General features: G+C 37.6%; 7 protein-coding genes. 6 read left to right on the forward strand and 1 reads right to left on the reverse strand.

Translation table 11 applies throughout. The annotated features are described in order from the left end of the window. Positions 1-46: 46 nt before the first annotated feature. The 4 genes from atpG to C8P70_RS07255 all read left to right on the forward strand — a co-directional run bounded on the left by atpG (position 47) and on the right by C8P70_RS07255 (position 9,821). A complete protein-coding gene (atpG, locus tag C8P70_RS07240) occupies positions 47-904 on the forward strand; it encodes an ATP synthase F1 subunit gamma (protein WP_133712671.1) in 858 nt (285 codons plus the stop codon). Positions 905-1,048: 144 nt separating this feature from the next. Continuing rightward, positions 1,049-1,378 carry a hypothetical protein gene (locus tag C8P70_RS07245; RefSeq protein ID WP_133712672.1) on the forward strand — a complete coding sequence of 110 codons (330 nt, stop codon included), beginning with the start codon at positions 1,049-1,051 and terminating at the stop codon, positions 1,376-1,378. Between the two features lie 8 nt (positions 1,379-1,386). Beyond that, positions 1,387-2,835 (forward strand): tetratricopeptide repeat protein, encoded by a 1,449-nt coding sequence (locus C8P70_RS07250; RefSeq protein WP_133712673.1) that lies wholly within the window; start codon positions 1,387-1,389, stop codon positions 2,833-2,835. Between the two features lie 260 nt (positions 2,836-3,095). Next, positions 3,096-9,821, forward strand: a complete 6,726-nt coding sequence (locus C8P70_RS07255) for a choice-of-anchor J domain-containing protein (RefSeq protein ID WP_133712674.1) — start codon at positions 3,096-3,098, stop codon at positions 9,819-9,821. Between the two features lie 322 nt (positions 9,822-10,143). On the opposite strand, the gene C8P70_RS07260 is transcribed toward C8P70_RS07255, so the two are convergent. After that, positions 10,144-10,533, reverse strand: coding sequence for a helix-turn-helix domain-containing protein (locus C8P70_RS07260; protein ID WP_133712675.1), 390 nt, complete (start codon positions 10,531-10,533; stop codon positions 10,144-10,146). A gap of 454 nt (positions 10,534-10,987) precedes the next feature. On the opposite strand from C8P70_RS07260, the gene C8P70_RS07265 reads away from it, so the two are divergent. Both C8P70_RS07265 and C8P70_RS07270 read left to right on the forward strand, forming a co-directional pair. Then, positions 10,988-18,550: a choice-of-anchor J domain-containing protein gene (locus C8P70_RS07265; RefSeq protein WP_133712676.1), complete on the forward strand. Its 7,563-nt coding sequence runs from the start codon at positions 10,988-10,990 to the stop codon at positions 18,548-18,550. A gap of 183 nt (positions 18,551-18,733) precedes the next feature. Next, positions 18,734-19,185, forward strand: a 452-nt coding sequence (locus C8P70_RS07270) for a PorP/SprF family type IX secretion system membrane protein (RefSeq protein ID WP_133712677.1), incomplete at its 3' end; no start/stop codon positions are given.

Genomic DNA, 19,185 nt, shown 5'->3' on the forward strand with positions numbered 1-19,185 from the left:
GAATATCTCTTAGATTTCCGGTACATGTAGCATATATAAAAGAACAATGGCAAATCTTAAAGAAATACGTAACAGAATTTCATCTATTGGATCAACCATGCAGATTACTTCTGCAATGAAGATGGTATCGGCTGCAAAATTAAAAAAAGCAACAGATACAATCACTGCAATGCGTCCGTATTCTGAAAAGTTGACTGAATTAATACAAAATATCAGTGCTACATTAGAAGATAATTCTGGCGTTTATTCACAGGAAAGAGAAGTGAAAAATGTTCTTCTGGTTGTTGTTACTTCAAACAGAGGATTGTGCGGTGCGTTTAACGCCAATGTGATTAAACAGACTAATGCTCTGAAAACCTCTTTTGGGACTGCTAAAGTAGATATTCTTACTATAGGTAAAAAAGGGCATGATATTTTAAATAAATCGTTTAGTGTATTTGCTAATAAAAGCGATTTATACGAACATTTTGATTTTGAGCATACCGCTGATATTGCTCAGACCTTAATGGATGCTTTTGTTGAAGAAAAATATGATCTGATTAAGATTGTTTATAATCAGTTTAAAAATGCGGCAACTCAGGTTGTCGTTACAGAACAGTTTTTGCCGTTGTTACCTGTCGAAAAAGGTAGTAGCAATACATCTTCTGACTATATCTATGAGCCTTCAAAAGAGGAAATTATAGAAACGTTAATTCCGTTGTCATTAAAAACACAACTCTTTAAAGCAATCGCAGATTCTTCAGCTTCTGAGCACGGAGCGCGTATGACTGCGATGCATAAAGCAACAGATAATGCAAAAGAATTAAAAGACCAGTTGACATTGAGCTATAATAAAGCTCGTCAGGCAGCTATTACAAACGAAATCTTAGAGATTGTAGGAGGAGCAGAAGCTCTTAATAAATAGAATCTATCGTATAATATTTTAAAAGAGACCTGTCAAAATTTTGACAGGTCTCTTTTTATAGACAATACTTAAATGTTAATTTTTAGTTAACTGTAAAAGAATGTTTATTTTTGTTATGTAATAATTATTATAAGAGAAGATGAAATGCTACTAAAAAATAAAAATAAAGTATTAATTAGTACTATGCTTTTCCTGCTAGTTGCCGGTATATTGGTTCTGTTTTATAGAAATTTTCAAACCTCTTTCTCTCAATTAAAAACATCAAACTCATCAATTGACGCAAAATACATAGGGTACAATAAAGAACTGGACTCTTTATTTGATTATAATTCGCCTCTCTTAAAGATAAAAATAGATGAATTACATCATTTAGCAGTTGAAAGTAAAGATACTTTATTACTGGCATATACTTATTTCTACAAAGCAAAAGCTTTTAAAAATTATAGTAAAAAGGACAGTGTTTTTTTTTCCTAAACAAAGGATTGCTGTATTCTCAAATTGAGAAAGACTCTCTTTTAGAAGCTAAAATTAATTTAAAGCTGGGCTATTATTATCTAACTTATGATAGTTATACTCAAGGTCTGGAATATGCCGTTAAGGCGCAGGATTTCTTTCAAAAGCATCAGATGAAGAAACACATAGCTGATACATATCAATTCTTTGGAAGTACTTATCTGTTTTTAGATAATGAAAAAGCATCTTCTTATTATGAGCAAGCTCTTGAAATTTATAAACAGTTGAACGATTCATTAGGTATGGCTTCACTTTATTCAAGTTTGAGTAGATTACAGTTGCAAAAAAGAGAATATGACCAAGCGAGAAGTCAGTTATTGTCTGCTCTTCAAATCTTTAAAAACCGAAATAATGCATTAAGTACGATGATGACATTAAAGAACTTAGGAGATATTGAGATCAGTACAGGAAATGTAGCAGCAGCAAAAACGTATATAGACGAAGCCTATCAGGTAGCAAAAGAGAGTAGAGACACGCTGTTTCAGGGACATCTACTGTTGCACTATGGTTATTTACATCAAGAAGAACAAAATTATAACCGGGCCATCGAAATGTATGAAAAGGGACTGGAACAAGCTGGAGATTTTATAGATATAGCAGTATTAAGAAACCTTTCTGATTTGTATATTCAAAAGAACGATTACAAAAAAGGAAATGATTACTTAGTCCAATATTATCAATTAGCAGATAGTTTAAGAGGTGCTAAAGTAAAATCCCGGATTGATGAGGTACGCTGGAGCAGCCAGGTAAAAGAACAGGAATACCAGAATAAATTACTCAATACAGAATTGGAAGTAGAAAAGCAAAAACGGCTCAGTCAAACTAAAACCTATGCGATTAGTATTCTGGTTATTTGCGGAATTGTATTTACTGTGTTTTCTCTGTACAGAAATAATAAAAAATCTTTGCGTATTAGCGAACTGGAAAAAAATAAACTGGCAGAAAAAGTGAAAACAGAAATCAGGTTAAAAAAAATGCACCAAGAAAGATACGAATACGAACTGGATAAAAAAAACAGAGAACTCACCGTTATCAATGCACAGTTACTCTCTAAAAATCATTTTTTATCAGAAGTAGAACAGATTATAGATTACAGTAAAGATGAAGGTAAAATAAGTAATGAATTAAAAACCGCTATACGACGGTTAAATAATCAGGAAAAAGATTGGGAACGGTTTAAAACCGTTTTTCAAAAAGTACATCCTGCCTTTTTTGAAACAATCCAAACAAAATATCCCCAGCTTTCTAAAGCAGAAATAAAAATATGTACTTATATCAAAACAAATATGGATATTTATGAAACGGCTTCTTTATTAAATATGGGACATAGAAGCTTAATAACTGCCCGAAGCCGTATCAGAAAAAAACTTAATATAGAAAAAGAGATAGATTTAGATGAATTTGTCAAAACGTGGTGATTTGGTTCATTTTTTAAAGTTATCATAACAGTTGTTTTTGTTTTTTTAACATTTAAATTGATAAGTCGTTGATTTTTAGATTTTTAAATAAATAAAAAATCCAGTTTTGCTTACCTTTTGCTTACCGCAAAAAAGAAGGAAATAGATGTAATAGAGATAAATTGCGTAATAGGATTTTAAGTTAGTTGCTTTTGTTGTGGATAAATTGTTTGCACTAAGCCTTAACAAAAATCTTGACCAATAACCTAAAATATTACATTATGAACAAAAAACGACTTTATTTTTTAACCGTAATATGGTGCTTTTTGGCAGCTGTTTATGCTGTTCAGCATTATACCGGACAGACACCTCATGCAGAAAACCTGCCATCTGACTTGGATAGGTCGATGTTTTTTGATGCCGATCAGAAGGATGAAAAAATAAAAGCATCAAAAACAGATGAAAGTGCCGCATCTTGCAGCGCTTTTACCCCGCCGTTTTGGGAAGGATTTAATACCGATTCACCCACTATTAATTGCTGGACAATTGTTGACAACAATAATGATGCTACAACTCCAACAAGTAGTAATATTTGGAAACAATTTACATCAACTCCCTATGAAGGAGATCAAACGATGTTGTTTCAGGGTGTTCAAGTAGATACTTCAAAAATACCACATGATGACTGGTTGATTTCTCCCGCCTTTACGCTGGATGCTGCAAAAGTGTATCAGTTGCGTTATTTTTACAAAGCACAAAAAAGTAATGCTGCTGATTTTAAAGTGCTCCTTTCTCAAAGTGGAACCGCTTTGAGTGGTTTCACGACAACGCTTATTACTAAAAAGAGCTATAATAATGCTGTATGGGAAGAAGAAATAATGCTTATCGGAGGCATCAGTGGCGATATTCACCTTGCCTGGCAAGTTACAACAGCGGTTGCTAGATCCTATATGTTTTTAGACCAGGTAACACTGGTTGAAGTGGATTGTGCTTATCCCGAAGAGTTGGATGTAAAAGGTGTCAAAGCAGACCAGGCAACAATTGTTTGGAAAGATGATTTTAATACCGGTTGGGAATATATTGTACAGAAAGAAGGAGAAGGCTATCCCAGTGGCACCGGCACCTCTTCTACCACCAGAGAAGTAACTATAACCACGGATAAATCCGGAACTAATTTAACAGATAATACCGAATACGAATTTTATGTTCGCTCCAAATGTTCCAACGGCGATTTTAGTGACTGGATAGGTCCTTTCACATTTAGAACAGAATGTTTAGCGGTTAGCTGGCCGTTTACAGAAAATTTTGAAACCAATTCTACTACACTAAATTGTTGGACAGTTGTTGATGTAGGAAATGAAGGAACCGGAACAACGACAAAAACAAATACATGGGGACTTTACAGTAGTTCTACTTACGCGTATGAGGGGACTTACAGTATGCGTTTTTATGGAACATCAGCAGGAAAACCTTTTGATGATTGGTTGATTTCTCCAAAGATTAAGATGAAAAATACAGATATGTATCAGCTCACTTATTATTATAGAACGAATGCTTCTTATGAAGATAATTTTGAGGTGAAACTATCTACTACTGGAACCGATCCAAGTCAGTTTACAACTACTTTGTTGGCATCAGATACGTATAAGAACGGAAATTATGAGAAAAAGATATTGTATATCAATGGAGTAGACGGAGAAGCCAACATAGGATGGCATGTAACTTCAAGTAATAGCAGCTATACCGATGTATATCTGGATAATATTAAACTTGAAAAAATTGATTGTATCGGTCCGGAAGACGATATAACAATTAGTGACCTGGAGATCGACAAGGCTAAGTTTAACTGGACGGATACCGAAAATTCTCAGTGGGAGACCTATGTTCAGGCGGCAGGGAGTGGAAAACCTACGGGCAGCGGTACTTTAGTGACCAGTAAACCGGTAACAGTAACCCGTACCAATGGCACAGGCAGCGGAAATTTACAACCGAATATAGAGTATGAATTTTGGGTTCGCTCTACCTGCGGTTCGGGAAAAAACAGCGGTTGGGTAGGACCATTTAAGTTCAGAACACCGTGTGATGTGCAGACACTGCCTTTCTGGGAAGGATTTAATAAAAATTCGACAACCTTGAGTTGTTGGAGTATAATTGACGGAAACGGAGATTCTACTTCGGCTACAAGTAATATTTGGCATATGACCTCAACAAATTATGAAGGTGATCAGTCAGCACGCTTCTATGGTACTTCGTCGGTAAATTTACCACATAATGACTGGTTGATATCTCCGACCTTTACGTTGGATCCTACCAAATATTATAGATTAAAGTACCATTACAGAACTACAAGTACTACTTCTTATGAGTATGAATTTGCTGTGCTAATGTCTAAAACAGGAACAGATAATACTTCTAATTTTACGGATGTGGTTGTACCTAAAAAGAAATACAATCCAAGTACAGCGTGGGAAGAAAAAACTGCTTACATTGCCGGAGTTAGTGGAGATGTTAATCTAGCCTGGCATGTAACCTCTTCAACACAATATACCTATGTGTATATAGATAATGTATTTATAGAAGAAGTAGCTTGCCCTGAACCGATAGAGTTAGGAAGTAAAGATGAAGAAAAACATAAAGCAACAATTTATTGGAATGATGAATTCAACTCAGATTGGGAATATATTGTACAGAAATCAGGAGGCTCTACACCAATTCCAACTGCAACAGGGACAACAACTAAAAATAATGAAGTTGTTATAACTAAAGATAAAAATGGCGATAATTTAGAAGCTAATACGGAATACGAATTTTATGTTCGTTCGAAATGTGCAAACGGTAAATACGGTGAATGGATTGGGTCATTTACTTTTAGAACTCTTTGTGATGTATTAAAAACACCGTTTTGGGAAGGATTTAACAGTAAATCAGAAAGTATTTACTGTTGGACGATTCTTGATGCTAATGGCGATGGGACAAGTAGTTCCGGAATGTGGCGTCAATATAATAATTATAGCCAGTATGAAGGGTCGCATGCTATGTACTTCTATGTTTATGACTATGATAATACAGTTAGTACAGATGATTGGTTGATTTCTCCGACTTTTACCTTTGATCCGGGGAAAATTTACCGTTTAAAGTATCATTATAAAGGATATCCACATGATGACAATAGCAATTTTGAGGTTTTGGCATCCAATAACGGGATTAAACCTTCTGATTTTACAAAAGAGGTTGTTAAAGACAAGGCTTATAAAAATGACAGTTATATAGAAGAGAAGGTTTTTATCTCGGGATTGAGCGGAAGTGTTAATCTGGTCTGGCACGTAAAAGGCACGGGATCCAAGACTCTTTATATCGACAATGTGTTTGTAGAAGAGGTTACAGGATGTCCTGAACCTTTAAATCTGGATGTAAAAGATATAGATAAGAGAGAGGCAACCCTTTCTTGGAGCGATGATGTTGGCGCGTCTAAATGGGAGTACACAGTTCAGAAAGCAGGAGGAAGTACACCGACAGGATCAGGTACGGCTACTACAAATAAAGAAAATATGGTGACTCAGGATGCTTCAGGAACAACGCTGGAGCCCAATACAGAATACGAATTCTATGTTCGCACGGATTGTGGCAATGGAGAGTTTAGTATCTGGCAGGGACCATATCAGTTTATAACAGCCTGTGATATTTATACCACACCATTCTGGGAAGGGTTTAACAACGCAGATAAAACGTACAGATGCTGGACTATCATAGACGGAAACGGAGATGCTACTTCTCCTACAGGAAGCAATATCTGGCGTATTTATAATACTGCATCAGGCGTATATGAAGGCGATCAGTCAATGTGTTTTGATGCTACTAATGATGGACTTAAACCTCATGATGATTGGTTAATTTCACCGAAAATCAAAATGAAATCGACAACCTATGTACTAAAATATCGTTATAAAACATTTGCTAGGTCTTCTTGGTCTACTGAAATACTGTTATCTTCTCAGGGAATAGACACAACGAAATTTACAACTACTGTATTACCGACCGAGATTTATAGAGCAGAAAACTGGAAAGAAAAGGTAGTGTTCTTTAACGGAGTTGCCGGAGATATTAATCTGGGCTGGCATGTAAATTCTACCGAGTATACTCATGTTTATTTAGACGATGTTATTATTAAAGAAGTAGAAACCTGTCCTGAGCCCTATTATGTAACGGTAACTGGTCAGACCACTACTACAATAGATATAGAGTGGGAGCAGTATGGAGGAATTACCTCCTGGGAGGTAATTGTAGTTGACTATGGCAAAGATGAAACAGCAACACCGGTTCAGACTATAAATGTAAAAGGAACATCAAAAACAAAATTAACCGGATTGGATAAAGGCAAGATTTATACTATTTATATTCGAGCCAAATGTACGGATGGTAAGACCTATAGTGATTGGAGTACGCCTATAAATGGAGGTACAGAAATGGTGGGGGCAAACGACGAGTGTTCGGGAGCGGTAAATATTCCGGTGAACAGTACGCTGGAATGTGAGAAAACAGTGACTGGAACTCTTTTAGGAGCAACAGAATCCGGAGCTGCACCAAACACCATACCTGTCTGTAGTTCTAATCTTCGAAATGATGTTTGGTTTGAGTTTACAGCTACATCCACTGCACATACTCTTGAGGTGTTAGGTTTAGAAGCATTTTCAACAACTAATCTTTCTCCACTCCTTTTTGTAGCTATTTATGATCAGCCTTGTATGGCTATGGTAGGAGGTAATTCGCCGATAATATGTTATACGATTGGTAGACAAGGTGATAGATTCATCTTGAGAGACTTGATTCCAGATCAAAAATATTATGTACGAATAGGAAATTTTCTCCGTATAGACAGGGATAATAATTTAATAAATGGTCAACAACCGGACTTTTTCTTTGAGCTTTGCTTGACTACTTCGGGGAAGGGTTTTCTGAAAGTAAGCCCCAGTGGAGAAGATTATATGGTGGAAGAATTGGTAAAAGATGTATTGATCCTGTCAGATTGTGATTTGGTATCCAATGTAAGGTATCAGGTAGGAAATGGAAGCTCAAATACGCATTCTGTAAATACGTTGGGTTACTTTAATAAAAATAATTCTATATTTCCATTTGAAGAAGGAATTGTTTTATCAACTAGTGAAGTACAATTTGTTCCGGGACCTTATGGTGGAGGGGGATTTGGAAATAATCCTCATCGATGGATTGGAGATAAAGATATCAATGATGCTATCAACGATGCAGGAGGTGGGCCTCGTGATGATAAGCGGGTAACTCAGTTGGAGTTTGACTTTATACCGGTTAAGGATAGTATTAAGTTTGACTATCTTTTTGCCTCGAATAGTTATGGTGCCTGCACATATACTTGTCAAAATGGAGCTTTATTTGCTGCCTGGTTGATTGATGCTACCACAGGAAAGGGACAGAACCTCGCTAAAATAAAAGGGACACAAACGCCTATTTCATTGTACACAATTTGGGACAATAAAAAAATAAAAAACACTCCTTGTTCAAGTCATCCTGAGCTGTTCTGGAATGCTTATGATAACGGAAATGCGCATCCTTTAGAAGCTCCTATTAATTTTTCAGGTTCAACTATAGATATGAGTTCAGAAACTGTTTATGTGGTACCGGGACGCAAATATCATATCAAATTAGCTGTAATGGATTTTTGTCCGACACCATCTCATTCTTCTGCGGTTTTCTTTAGTGCGGGAAGCTTTGATCTTGGGAACTTGGATTTAGGAGAAGATTTGTTAATAGAAACAAATAATGCACTTTGCGATGAAGAGTTTGTTATGTTAAAATCAGGAATTGCTACCTCCGAGGAACTCTATACAGAAATCGAGTGGTACAAAGACGGAGTGTTAATCCCCGGCGCTAATGGTCCTGACCTGGAAGTTAACGAAAACGGAGAATACGCTATCAACGTTAGATTCCCGGATCTGGAATGTGGTTCATCAGCTTCCATTGTCGTAGAGGTTTATCCTGCTATTTCCGAAACGGTACATCAGGCAGAAACGCTTGCAGTTTGCCAATATTCTTTACAGGAAACAATTGTTGACTTAACCGTTGTAGAAACCGCTATGTTTGCAGCCGTGGACAGAAATATATATACGACTAGTTACTACAATACCACAGCAGATGCCGAAACAACAGAAAATACAATAGCCGATGCAGCAAATTATTCGATAGGCAAAGAACCTCAGGCACAAACAGTATATATCCGTATAGAAAACACGGTAACCGGCTGTCACGAAGTATTTGAGTTACATATTCAGCCAAAAGAAGGCGCGGTTCCGGATTCATTAAAAAACGTGAGGGTTTGTGCGGAATACATTTTCCCTGTCACAGCAAATAATCAGTATTACTATACTGAACCGGGCGGAGCAGGAAAAGTTTATAAAACGGGAGACGTTTTAGCCGAACCGGGCGAACATACCATTTACCTGTTGCAGGTCAACAGTGAGGAAGGCTGTTATGAAGAAACCGCTTATCAGGTGAACATCACGGCACCAGTTACAGCAGATGTATTTGAAGATAAAACCTTGAGTTGTGAGTACTACGAGCTAAAGCCTTTGTCTGAATACAACAACTATTATACTGAGCCGGAAGGACAGGGAACAGAGTTGTACGAAGGCATGCAGATTCTTCAAGGGCAGACTATTTATGTCTATGCTAGTTCAGAGGACGGTTTGTGTGCGGATGAGAACAGTTTTACAATTGATTACGAAGATTGCCCAATTCCAAGGGGAATTTCGCCGAACAATGACGGATTAAATGATGTCTTTGATTTAACGCCGCACGGAGTGGAAAGCCTTAAGATTTACAGCCGATGGGGAACGGAGGTTTACGCTCACGGAGAAGGGTACACTACTCAGTGGCACGGACAAAGCAAAAGCGGAAAACAGCTTCCGGATGGAACGTATTATTACGTAATCCGCGCACATGGAAAAATTCGCACCGGATGGGTGCAGATCAATAAGTAACTTAGTAGTTTTTTGGTTAGATTTGGTTATCCCCGGACAAGTATTTTGTAATTTTCTTGCCGGGGATTAACTTACCGAAAAGATGTAGTCATAGCAGGTATGCTGAATTACAGGATTACCAAGAGCCTTTGAGTCGGGTATGCCTATGATTAAATCACTTCTGATATCCGAAGAGAATACAAGGGTTTATATGAGTTTATTCTGCTATACGGTTGGTTTTTTCGAAAAGAGTATCAAGCTCTTTGAGATATTTTTAAAACAGAAAATAATATATTTAATTTGATCGAAAAGCAATCAAAAAGCTACTTTTATGATAGACTTATCATTCTGTAAATTCACTTGTATGGAATTTATTTATTAGTGAATTTCCCCCTTTCCTTAATTGCTGAATTTCTTGTTCCAGCTTTTGAATATGCTTTTCCTGCAGTTCTATGAGGTAAGAATAATTAGTTGTAATACTAAAATCTTCTCTTAAATTTTTGAAAACAGGCTTCTTGTTAAAAAGTATAAATTCTATGTTAATGTTTTCATATGAAGAAATCATATTTATAAGGTTGTCAAGGGAGAGTTTTTTTCTGCCGTATTTTATGTCACTAATACCTGATTTGTTAGTGCCTATAATACTTCCCAGTTCTTCTTGCGAGGCTATTTTGCCTTCCTCCTTCAGGAGTTTATATACTTCAAAGAATCGTGTAGTAATTTCTTTCATCACAAAAAAAATCTTAAAAAAACATACTTGATATTTTTAAATATGAAAATATCATATATATTTGTTTGTTAATAAGGAACGATAAAGATACTAAATTAATCACAAAATAAAATGTATCTCCGTAAATAGTTCTCATTATAGATTGTGGAATTTTGCTGTATATAAAATACAACTATCTATAAGATTTAAATTTATTTTATTTTTTAAGGTATTTAATCTTAAAAACTAGAATCTGTAACAGTATATATTTACTTGGTTAAGTAAATTTTACTAGTTTTTAATATCGCTATTAATTCTAATAGTACTTCACCTTACAATAAGTGCTCTAGTTTTTTCTTTTTTCTTTTGAAATAAGAGGAATCTGCTGTATTGATATTATCATAACAAAAGAATAGAAAATATTTTGACAAACTTTAGATACCGTTTTGAAAAACTAAAATAACCAAATTAATAAACTATGAGTAAATTTACAAAAATTGCAACAAGCACTTTGCTCCTTATTTGTAGCGTTTTGATCTTCGCTATCAATAAAGAATATGATATGGGCAGGCTCCTCTTTGATATATATAACAAAAAAGAGAAAGTATTTGAGGCATCGAAAGAAGGTTTGGATAATGCAACTAAACTTAATATAGCTAGTAGTGCTGCGAATGTTCTTTTTGAAGATGATTTTGAAGGAACTACTTCAAAATGGACCTTTGCTAATGAGAGTAATGCCTGGTATATAGGCAGTGCTGTGAAAAACGGAGGTACAAAATCTTTATATATTTCCGATGATAAAGGAACTTCAAATAACTATTCGACAGGTACATCTGTATCATTTGCTGTTAGTGATGATATTTCAATTCCTTCAACAGTGTCAGATGTTGCTTTAATTTTTGACTATAGAGTAGAAGGAGAAGGATCAGGATCATTTATATATGATTATCTGGAGGTTTGGATAGTAGAAGATACTTTTTCGCCTACAGCAGGGACAAAACTGACCACTACAGATGGTATTTTAGTAGGGGGACCATATACGCAACAAAGTTCGTGGCAAACCGAAACACTCATTGTTGATTTAAGTAGTTATGCAGGAAAAAAAATAAAAATTGTATGTCAGTGGGCAAATGATTCGATTATATTTTACCCTCCTGCTGCTGCCATTGATAATGTTGAATTATCTTCAATTACTTGTTCCGGTCCAAAAGATATGGTAATAAGTGGGATTGGAACTGCTAGTGCCACAGCTACCTGGTCAGGTCCTACAGGCTCTGCAGTTACTGAATATGAACTGTATCTCGGAACGGACTCAGCTAAACCAGATAGTTCTTCTAGCTTAATTAGTGTAAATAATACTAATACCTATAATTTTACTGGTCTGACTCCGGCTGAACATTATTATGTATGGTATAGATCTGTTTGCAGTTCTACGGATCAGAGCTATTGGGTAGGACCGGTAAAATTTGCAACACAGTGTACGGCTCTTACGATTCCTTTCTGGGAAGGGTTTAATACGGATTCTACTACCATCGACTGCTGGTCGATCGTAGACGGAAATAATGATTCTACCTCTACTACAGGAGATAATATCTGGAAACCTTATACAATCAGTCCGATTGAAGGAGATCAGATGATGTATTTTTATGGATCCTCAGCAGGGGCTCCTCATGATGACTGGTTAATATCACCGGCATTTACACTGGATGCTACCAAAATATATAAATTGACGTATACTTATAAAACTACTACTACTTATGACAATGATTTTGAGGTATTACTTTCTGAAAATGGAACAGGTACAAGTGATTTTACAACTACCCTTTTGACAAAAAAAGGGCATAGCAGCAGTACAGAAGAAGGAGAGACTTTGTTTTTAGGAGGTATTAGTGGAGATGTTAATATCGCCTGGCATGTAACTACTCCTTCCTCAGCTACTTATGTGTATTTAGATGACGTGACTCTTGTTGAAGTAGACTGTGCAGATCCTATGAATTTGGACGTTAAAGATATAGAGCCTGATAAAGCTACTATCTTATGGGAAGACGACTTTAATTCAAGCTGGGAATATGTAGTTCAGGAAGAAGGAGAGGGATATCCGGGCGGAGCAGGTACAGCTTCCACAGCCGACGAAGTAACTGTTACACAAGATAATAGCGGAGCAAATCTAAGCGATAATACAGAGTATGAGTTTTATGTTCGGGCAAAGTGTGCCGATGGAACTTTTGGCGACTGGATAGGTCCTTTTGTATTCAGAACAACTTGTGCGCCAGTTGCCTGGCCGTTTACAGAAGATTTTGAAACAACTTCCACTACCGTAAATTGCTGGACAGTTGTAGATGGAAATGGGGATGGAACCTCTACCTCAAACCAATGGGAACTTTATAGTAGTACTACATATGCTTATGAAGGCACTTACAGTATGCGGTTTTATGGAACTTCCGGAAAAACTCATGATGATTGGCTGGTATCACCAACGATCGAAATGGATGCTGCAGATATTTATCAATTGACGTATTACTATAGAACCAATGCTTCATACGATAATGAATTTGAAGTAAAAGTTTCTACAAACGGAACAGATCCGTCTGAGTTTACAACTACTTTATTAGCGTCTGATACGTATAAGAATGAAGATTATGAGAAAAAAATATTGTATATTACAGGAGTAGATGGTGATGCTAATATCGGTTGGCATGTAACTTCTGATAATACCTCTACTTATGTATATCTGGATTTGATTACTTTAGAAAAAGTAGATTGTATAGGACCGGAGGACGATATTGCAATCAGTGATTTGGAAACGGATCGGGCTACGTTTAATTGGACAGATACTCTTAATTCTGAATGGGAGACGTATGTTCAACCTGCAGGAGGTGGAGAACCAACAGGTAGTGGTACTTTAACTAGTACTAAACCGGTAACCGTAACCCGTACCAATGGCACAGGAAGCGGAAATTTACAGCCTAATACAGAGTATGAATTCTGGGTTCGCTCAACTTGTGGAGCAGGTAAAAACAGTGGATGGATAGGACCATTTACGTTCAGAACACCATGTGATGTTCAAACTTTACCATTCTGGGAGGGTTTTAATACCACATCTCCTACAATTGACTGTTGGGTAACCGTTGATGTTAATGATGACGCTACTTCTCCTACAGGAAGTAATCTTTGGAGACGTTATACAGTCAGTCCGTATGAAGGTGATCAAATGATGTATTTCTATGGGACTTCTACAGCTGCACCTCATGATGATTGGTTGATATCCCCAACATTTACGGTAGATTCAACAAAATATTACAAATTGTTATATCACTATAAAACAAGTACTACTTATCAAAATGATTTCGAAGTTGCTTTGTCAAATAACGGACAAGATCCGTCTGAACTGACAAAAGTACTACTAACCAAAAACGGACATAGTGATTCGAACTGGGAGGAAGAAAAAATAATTATCGGAGGAGAAAATGGCGATATCAATATTGGTTGGCATGTAACCACTCCTGATTCAGGAACTTATTTATATATAGACAATGTTTTTTTAGAAGAGATAGATTGTCCGGAACCAATGAATTTAGGTAGTAAAGATGAAGAGGAAGAAAAAGCAACCATTTATTGGGAGGATAACTTTGGTTCGGATTGGGAATATATTATACAGAAATCAGGAGGCCCTACACCATTGCCAACGATCACAGGAACAGCAACTACAAAGACAGAAGTGGTTGTAGATGAAGATAAAAACGGAGACAGTTTAACGTCTAATACGGAATATGAATTTTATGTTCGTACAAACTGTGCAAACGGTGTAGACGGAGAATGGTCCGGACCGTACAAGTTTAAAACAGCCTGCGGGATATTTACAACACCTTTCTGGGAAGGTTTCAATGGCAGCTCCACTACAATAGATTGTTGGACTATCATAGATGGCAATGACGATTCTACCTCTCCTACAGGTAATAATATATGGCATACAAGTACGACTAATTACGAAGGGGGGCAATCCATGTATTTTTACGGATCACAATCAGCTGATTCGTTGCGCCCGCACGACGATTGGTTGATTTCTCCTACCATTACCTTTGAGACAGGAAAAACATATCGATTAAAATATCATTATCGAACCAGTACTACAGCTACGTATGATTATGAATTCGAAGTATTGCTGTCTGATTCGGGAACAGATACAGATAAATTTACAACTACGGTTGTTCCTAAAAATAAATACGACCCAAGTACAGAGTGGGAAGAAGAATACGTGTTTATTTCCGGAGCTAGCGGGGACGTTAATATCGCCTGGCATGTAACTTCTGAGACAAACTATACTTATCTTTATATAGATAATGTGTTTATAGAGGAAGTAATCGGTTGTCGTGAACCATTACCGTCAACCATGGGAGTTAAAGATATAGAGAAAGATGAAGCAACTATCTTTTGGGATGATGAGTTTGGCGCTACTGACTGGGAATATTATGTGCAGGAAGCCGGAGGAGCTGCTCCTTCAGGTAGCGGAACGGCTACTACAAATAAAGAAAATACGGTGACTCAGGATGCTTCAGGTACAACGTTAGAGCCCAATACAGAATATGAATTCTATGTTCGTACGGATTGTGGCAATGGAGAGTTTAGTATCTGGCAGGGACCGTATCAGTTTATAACAGCATGTGATATTTATACCACACCATTCTGGGAAGGGTTTAACGACGCAGATAAAACGTACAGATGCTGGACCATCATAGATGGAAACGGAGATTCTACTTCTCCAACAGGAAGTAATATCTGGCGTATTTATAATACTGCATCTGGCGTGTATGAAGGAGATCAGTCGATGTATTTTTACGGTAGTACAGGAACTCACGATGACTGGTTGATTTCGCCAACCATAGACATGAATACAGGAACATATGTGTTGAAATATCGCTATAAAAATATCGCTTCAACGTCCTATAGCAGCTCGATGGAGATATTGTTATCCTCCGATGGAGTAGATACAACAAAATTCACGACTACTATATTGCCAACTGAAGTTTATCAGGAGGGAGATTGGAAAGAAAAAGTAGTATTCTTTACCGGAGTTCCCGGAGATGTTAATCTGGCGTGGCATGTGAATTCTACGGGTACTACTTATTTTTACCTGGATGATGTAACGCTGAAAGAAGTAGAAACCTGCCCTGAACCTTATTATGTAACGGTAACGGGTCAGACGACTACTACGATAGATATAGAGTGGGAACAAGATGGAGGAGCAACCAGCTGGGAGGTTATTGTAGTTGATTACGGAGAAGATGAAACCGCTACACCCGTTCAAACGGCTACTGTAACGGGAAGTCCGAGTACAACGATAACCGGATTGGACGAAGGTAAAGCTTATACCATTTATGTACGGGCAAAATGTACAGGTGGAAATGATAACAGTGATTGGAGTACACCGACTGAAGGAGGTACCGAAGTAGGTGCAAGTGATGAGTGCTCGGGAGCAATGAACATTCCGGTAAACGATGGTACAGAATGTGAGAAAACAGTATCGGGAGCCCTTTTGGGGCCAACAGAATCCTCAGTTGACCCGAATATAATACCGACTTGTAATGATTTTATAAGAAATGACGTTTGGTTTGAGTTTACAGCCACATCTGATATACATATGCTTGAGGTGTTAGATTTGGTAGCCTTACCGAGTACTACTCTTTCACCAACACTTTATATTTCGATATACGATCAAAGCTGTACGGCTATGGTGGGAGGTAATCCGCCGATAGCGTGTTATACGGTTACAGCCACAGGAGAAAAAACCAGAATATTGAGAGATCTGACTCCGGGACAGCAGTACTATGTAAGAATAGGAAATTATGAACGAACAGACGATCAACCGGATTTTATTTTCAAACTCTGTTTGACGACTTCGGATAAAGGCTTTTTAGACATAAGCCCAAGTGGAGAAGACTATACAGCGGAAGAATTAGTAAAAGATGTTTTAGTTGACTCTGATTGTGATTTAGTATCTGATGTTAACTATAAGGTAGCAGACGGAAGTCCGGCAACGCTCGATGTCAATACATTGGGATATTTTAGTAGAAAGGACAGTGTTGATTTTCCGTTTGATGAAGGGATAGTGCTTTCTACCGGAGAGATAGAATATGTTGCGGGACCATTCAGAGGAGGGACCACAGCTCCGGGCGGAGACTCAAATGCCAGAGGAGATAATCCGCACAGGTGGAATGGAGATAAAGATTTAAACGATGCCATTGCTGATGCAGGAGGAACTTCCGTAGGTGGTGGTTCGATGCGTTCAACGGAACTGGAATTTGATTTTATTCCTGTAAAGGATTCCATTCATTTTGAGTATCTGTTTGCATCCAATAGCTATGATCAATCATGTACTACTGCGGGTTGTAATAATGGGGCGATGTTTGCTGCCTGGTTAATTGATTTAACCACAGGAGAAGGAATTAATTTAGCTAAAATACCAGATACAGAGACACCAATCGCACTGAATACTATTCTGGATGCTGTTAAATCAGGTAAGGATATAGCGTCGGGTTGTACGGATGTAAATGTAGAATATTATTGGAAACACTACAGTCCTGGTGGTGTTGGAGCTGACAGTCCGTTGGATGCAGCGGTTGATTATGCAGGATTGACAAAAGAAATGCAGTCTCAAACTGTTCATGTGGTGCCGGGACGTAAGTATCACATCAAGCTGGCGGTAATGGATTTTTGTACAACAAAAGCACATACTTCAGCCGTATTCTTTAATGCAGGAAGTTTTGACTTGGGAGATTTAGATCTGGGAGATGATTTACTGGTGGAAGACGGTAATGCACTATGTGGAGGAGAATGTGTGACTATAAAATCCGGTTTAGGCGGAGATGAAGAAATAGATGTGGATGTAGAGATCCAGTGGTACAAAGACGGAGAGGAAATTCCTGGTGCAACTGAATCGGAGTATGAAGCATGTGAATCAGGAACATATAAAGTTGTAGGAAGATATCCTACGATAAATTGTGAGGTGGTAGGTGAAAAAGTAATCGAAATTTACCCTGCAATTTCTCAAGTAGTTCACACACCGGCAGAACTCGAAATGTGTCGATTCTCACTGAATGAAAGAGTGCTGGACTTGTCAGCGGTAGAAGCGGACATGTTTGCCGATGTAGATAGGGAAGACTATACAACAGCTTATTACCTCACAGAAGAGGATGCTTCAGAGGGAAGTGAAGACACGATTGATGAAACAGCCTATGTAGTAGAAGGAGAAGAAGATTTAAGTGTTTACATCCGTATAGAAGATACCCGTACAGGTTGTCATGAAGTGTTTATTTTGAGAATTAAGGTAGAACAGGGTGCTATGCCAGGCAAGCCGACAGATGTTAAGGTTTGTGCAGAATATACATTCCCTGATGTGGATGGCGATCAGTATTATTACACCGAACCAGGAGCAGAAGGCAAAGAATACAAAGTAGGAGATATTTTATCTGAACCGGGAGAGCATACGATTTACCTGTTGCAGATGAATACTGAAGAAGGATGTTACGAAGAAACTTCTTTTATAGTTGATATCACCGCCCCTGTTACAGCAGATGTATTTGAAGATCAAACCCTGAGTTGTGAGTTGTATGATTTAAAACCGCTTTCAGAGCACAACAGTTACTATACCGAGCCGGGTGGCCCTGAAGGTTCAGGTATAGAGTTACAAGTAGGAATGCTGATCCCTATGGCACAGACCATTTATGTTTATGCGAGTTCAGACGACGGTTTGTGTACGGATGAAAGCAGTTTTACAATAACTTATGAAGATTGTCCGATTCCAAGAGGAATCTCTCCAAACGGTGATGGCAAGAATGATACGTTTGATTTAAGTGTTCATGGAGTAGAGGACATCAAAATCTACAACCGCTGGGGTACTGAGGTTTATTCTCATGGAACAGGTTATACTGATGAATGGTACGGACAGAACAAAGATGGTAAGCAACTTCCTGACGGAACGTATTACTACGTGATTCATGCACATGGTAAAATGCGTACAGGTTGGGTGCAGATAAATAAATAGTTTTGGTTAGAGTTTGTTATTCTCAGGTAAAGTAGTAATCTTCAAAAAATTTCTACTTTGCCAGAGATTAACAAATGGATCATTCCTCTGTCCTAGATATTTTTGAAACTCTTAAAAATAGACAGAGGTACAGTAACGTTAATACTAAGAAACAACCTGAATTTTTTAATTTGCATAAAAAATATGAAAATAGTAATCAAAGGTTTCCTGGTGCTTTTTGCTTTGAGTTCTTCTTTTGAAGTTGTAGCCCAACAAAACCCGCAATACACACAGTATATGTATAACATGAGTGTAATCAACCCAGCTTATGCAGGTAGTAAGGAGAGTTTGTCTATGGGACTTTTGTACCGTAAGCAGTGGGTTGGCTTTGAAGGGGCACCTGCCACCGGTACTTTTTTCGGACATACCCGGGTTGGTAAAAATGTGGGATTGGGCTTATCCTTTATCAACGATAAACTGGGACCTATTACAGAGAACAACGTTTACGGAGACTTTTCCTATACGTTAGATTTAGGTAGAGAACACAAGCTGGCTTTGGGGCTTAAGGCAGGAGCTACGTTTCACAATGCTAAATTACTTTCTGAGGTAGGCGTTTATGATCAGATGGATCCGGATGATCCGGCTTTTGGAGAAGA

This window comes from Myroides indicus, from assembly GCF_004364575.1.
Taxonomy (GTDB): Bacteria; Bacteroidota; Bacteroidia; order Flavobacteriales; family Flavobacteriaceae; genus Flavobacterium; species Flavobacterium indicum_A.

Excerpts from the sequence above, each read along its gene's own strand:
- atpG (WP_133712671.1), top strand. The coding sequence starts at position 47 with ATGGCAAATCTTAAAGAAATACGTAACAGAATTTCATCTATTGGATCA.
- C8P70_RS07265 (WP_133712676.1), top strand. The coding sequence starts at position 10,988 with ATGAGTAAATTTACAAAAATTGCAACAAGCACTTTGCTCCTTATTTGT.
- C8P70_RS07255 (WP_133712674.1), top strand. The coding sequence starts at position 3,096 with ATGAACAAAAAACGACTTTATTTTTTAACCGTAATATGGTGCTTTTTG.
- C8P70_RS07245 (WP_133712672.1), top strand. The coding sequence starts at position 1,049 with ATGCTACTAAAAAATAAAAATAAAGTATTAATTAGTACTATGCTTTTC.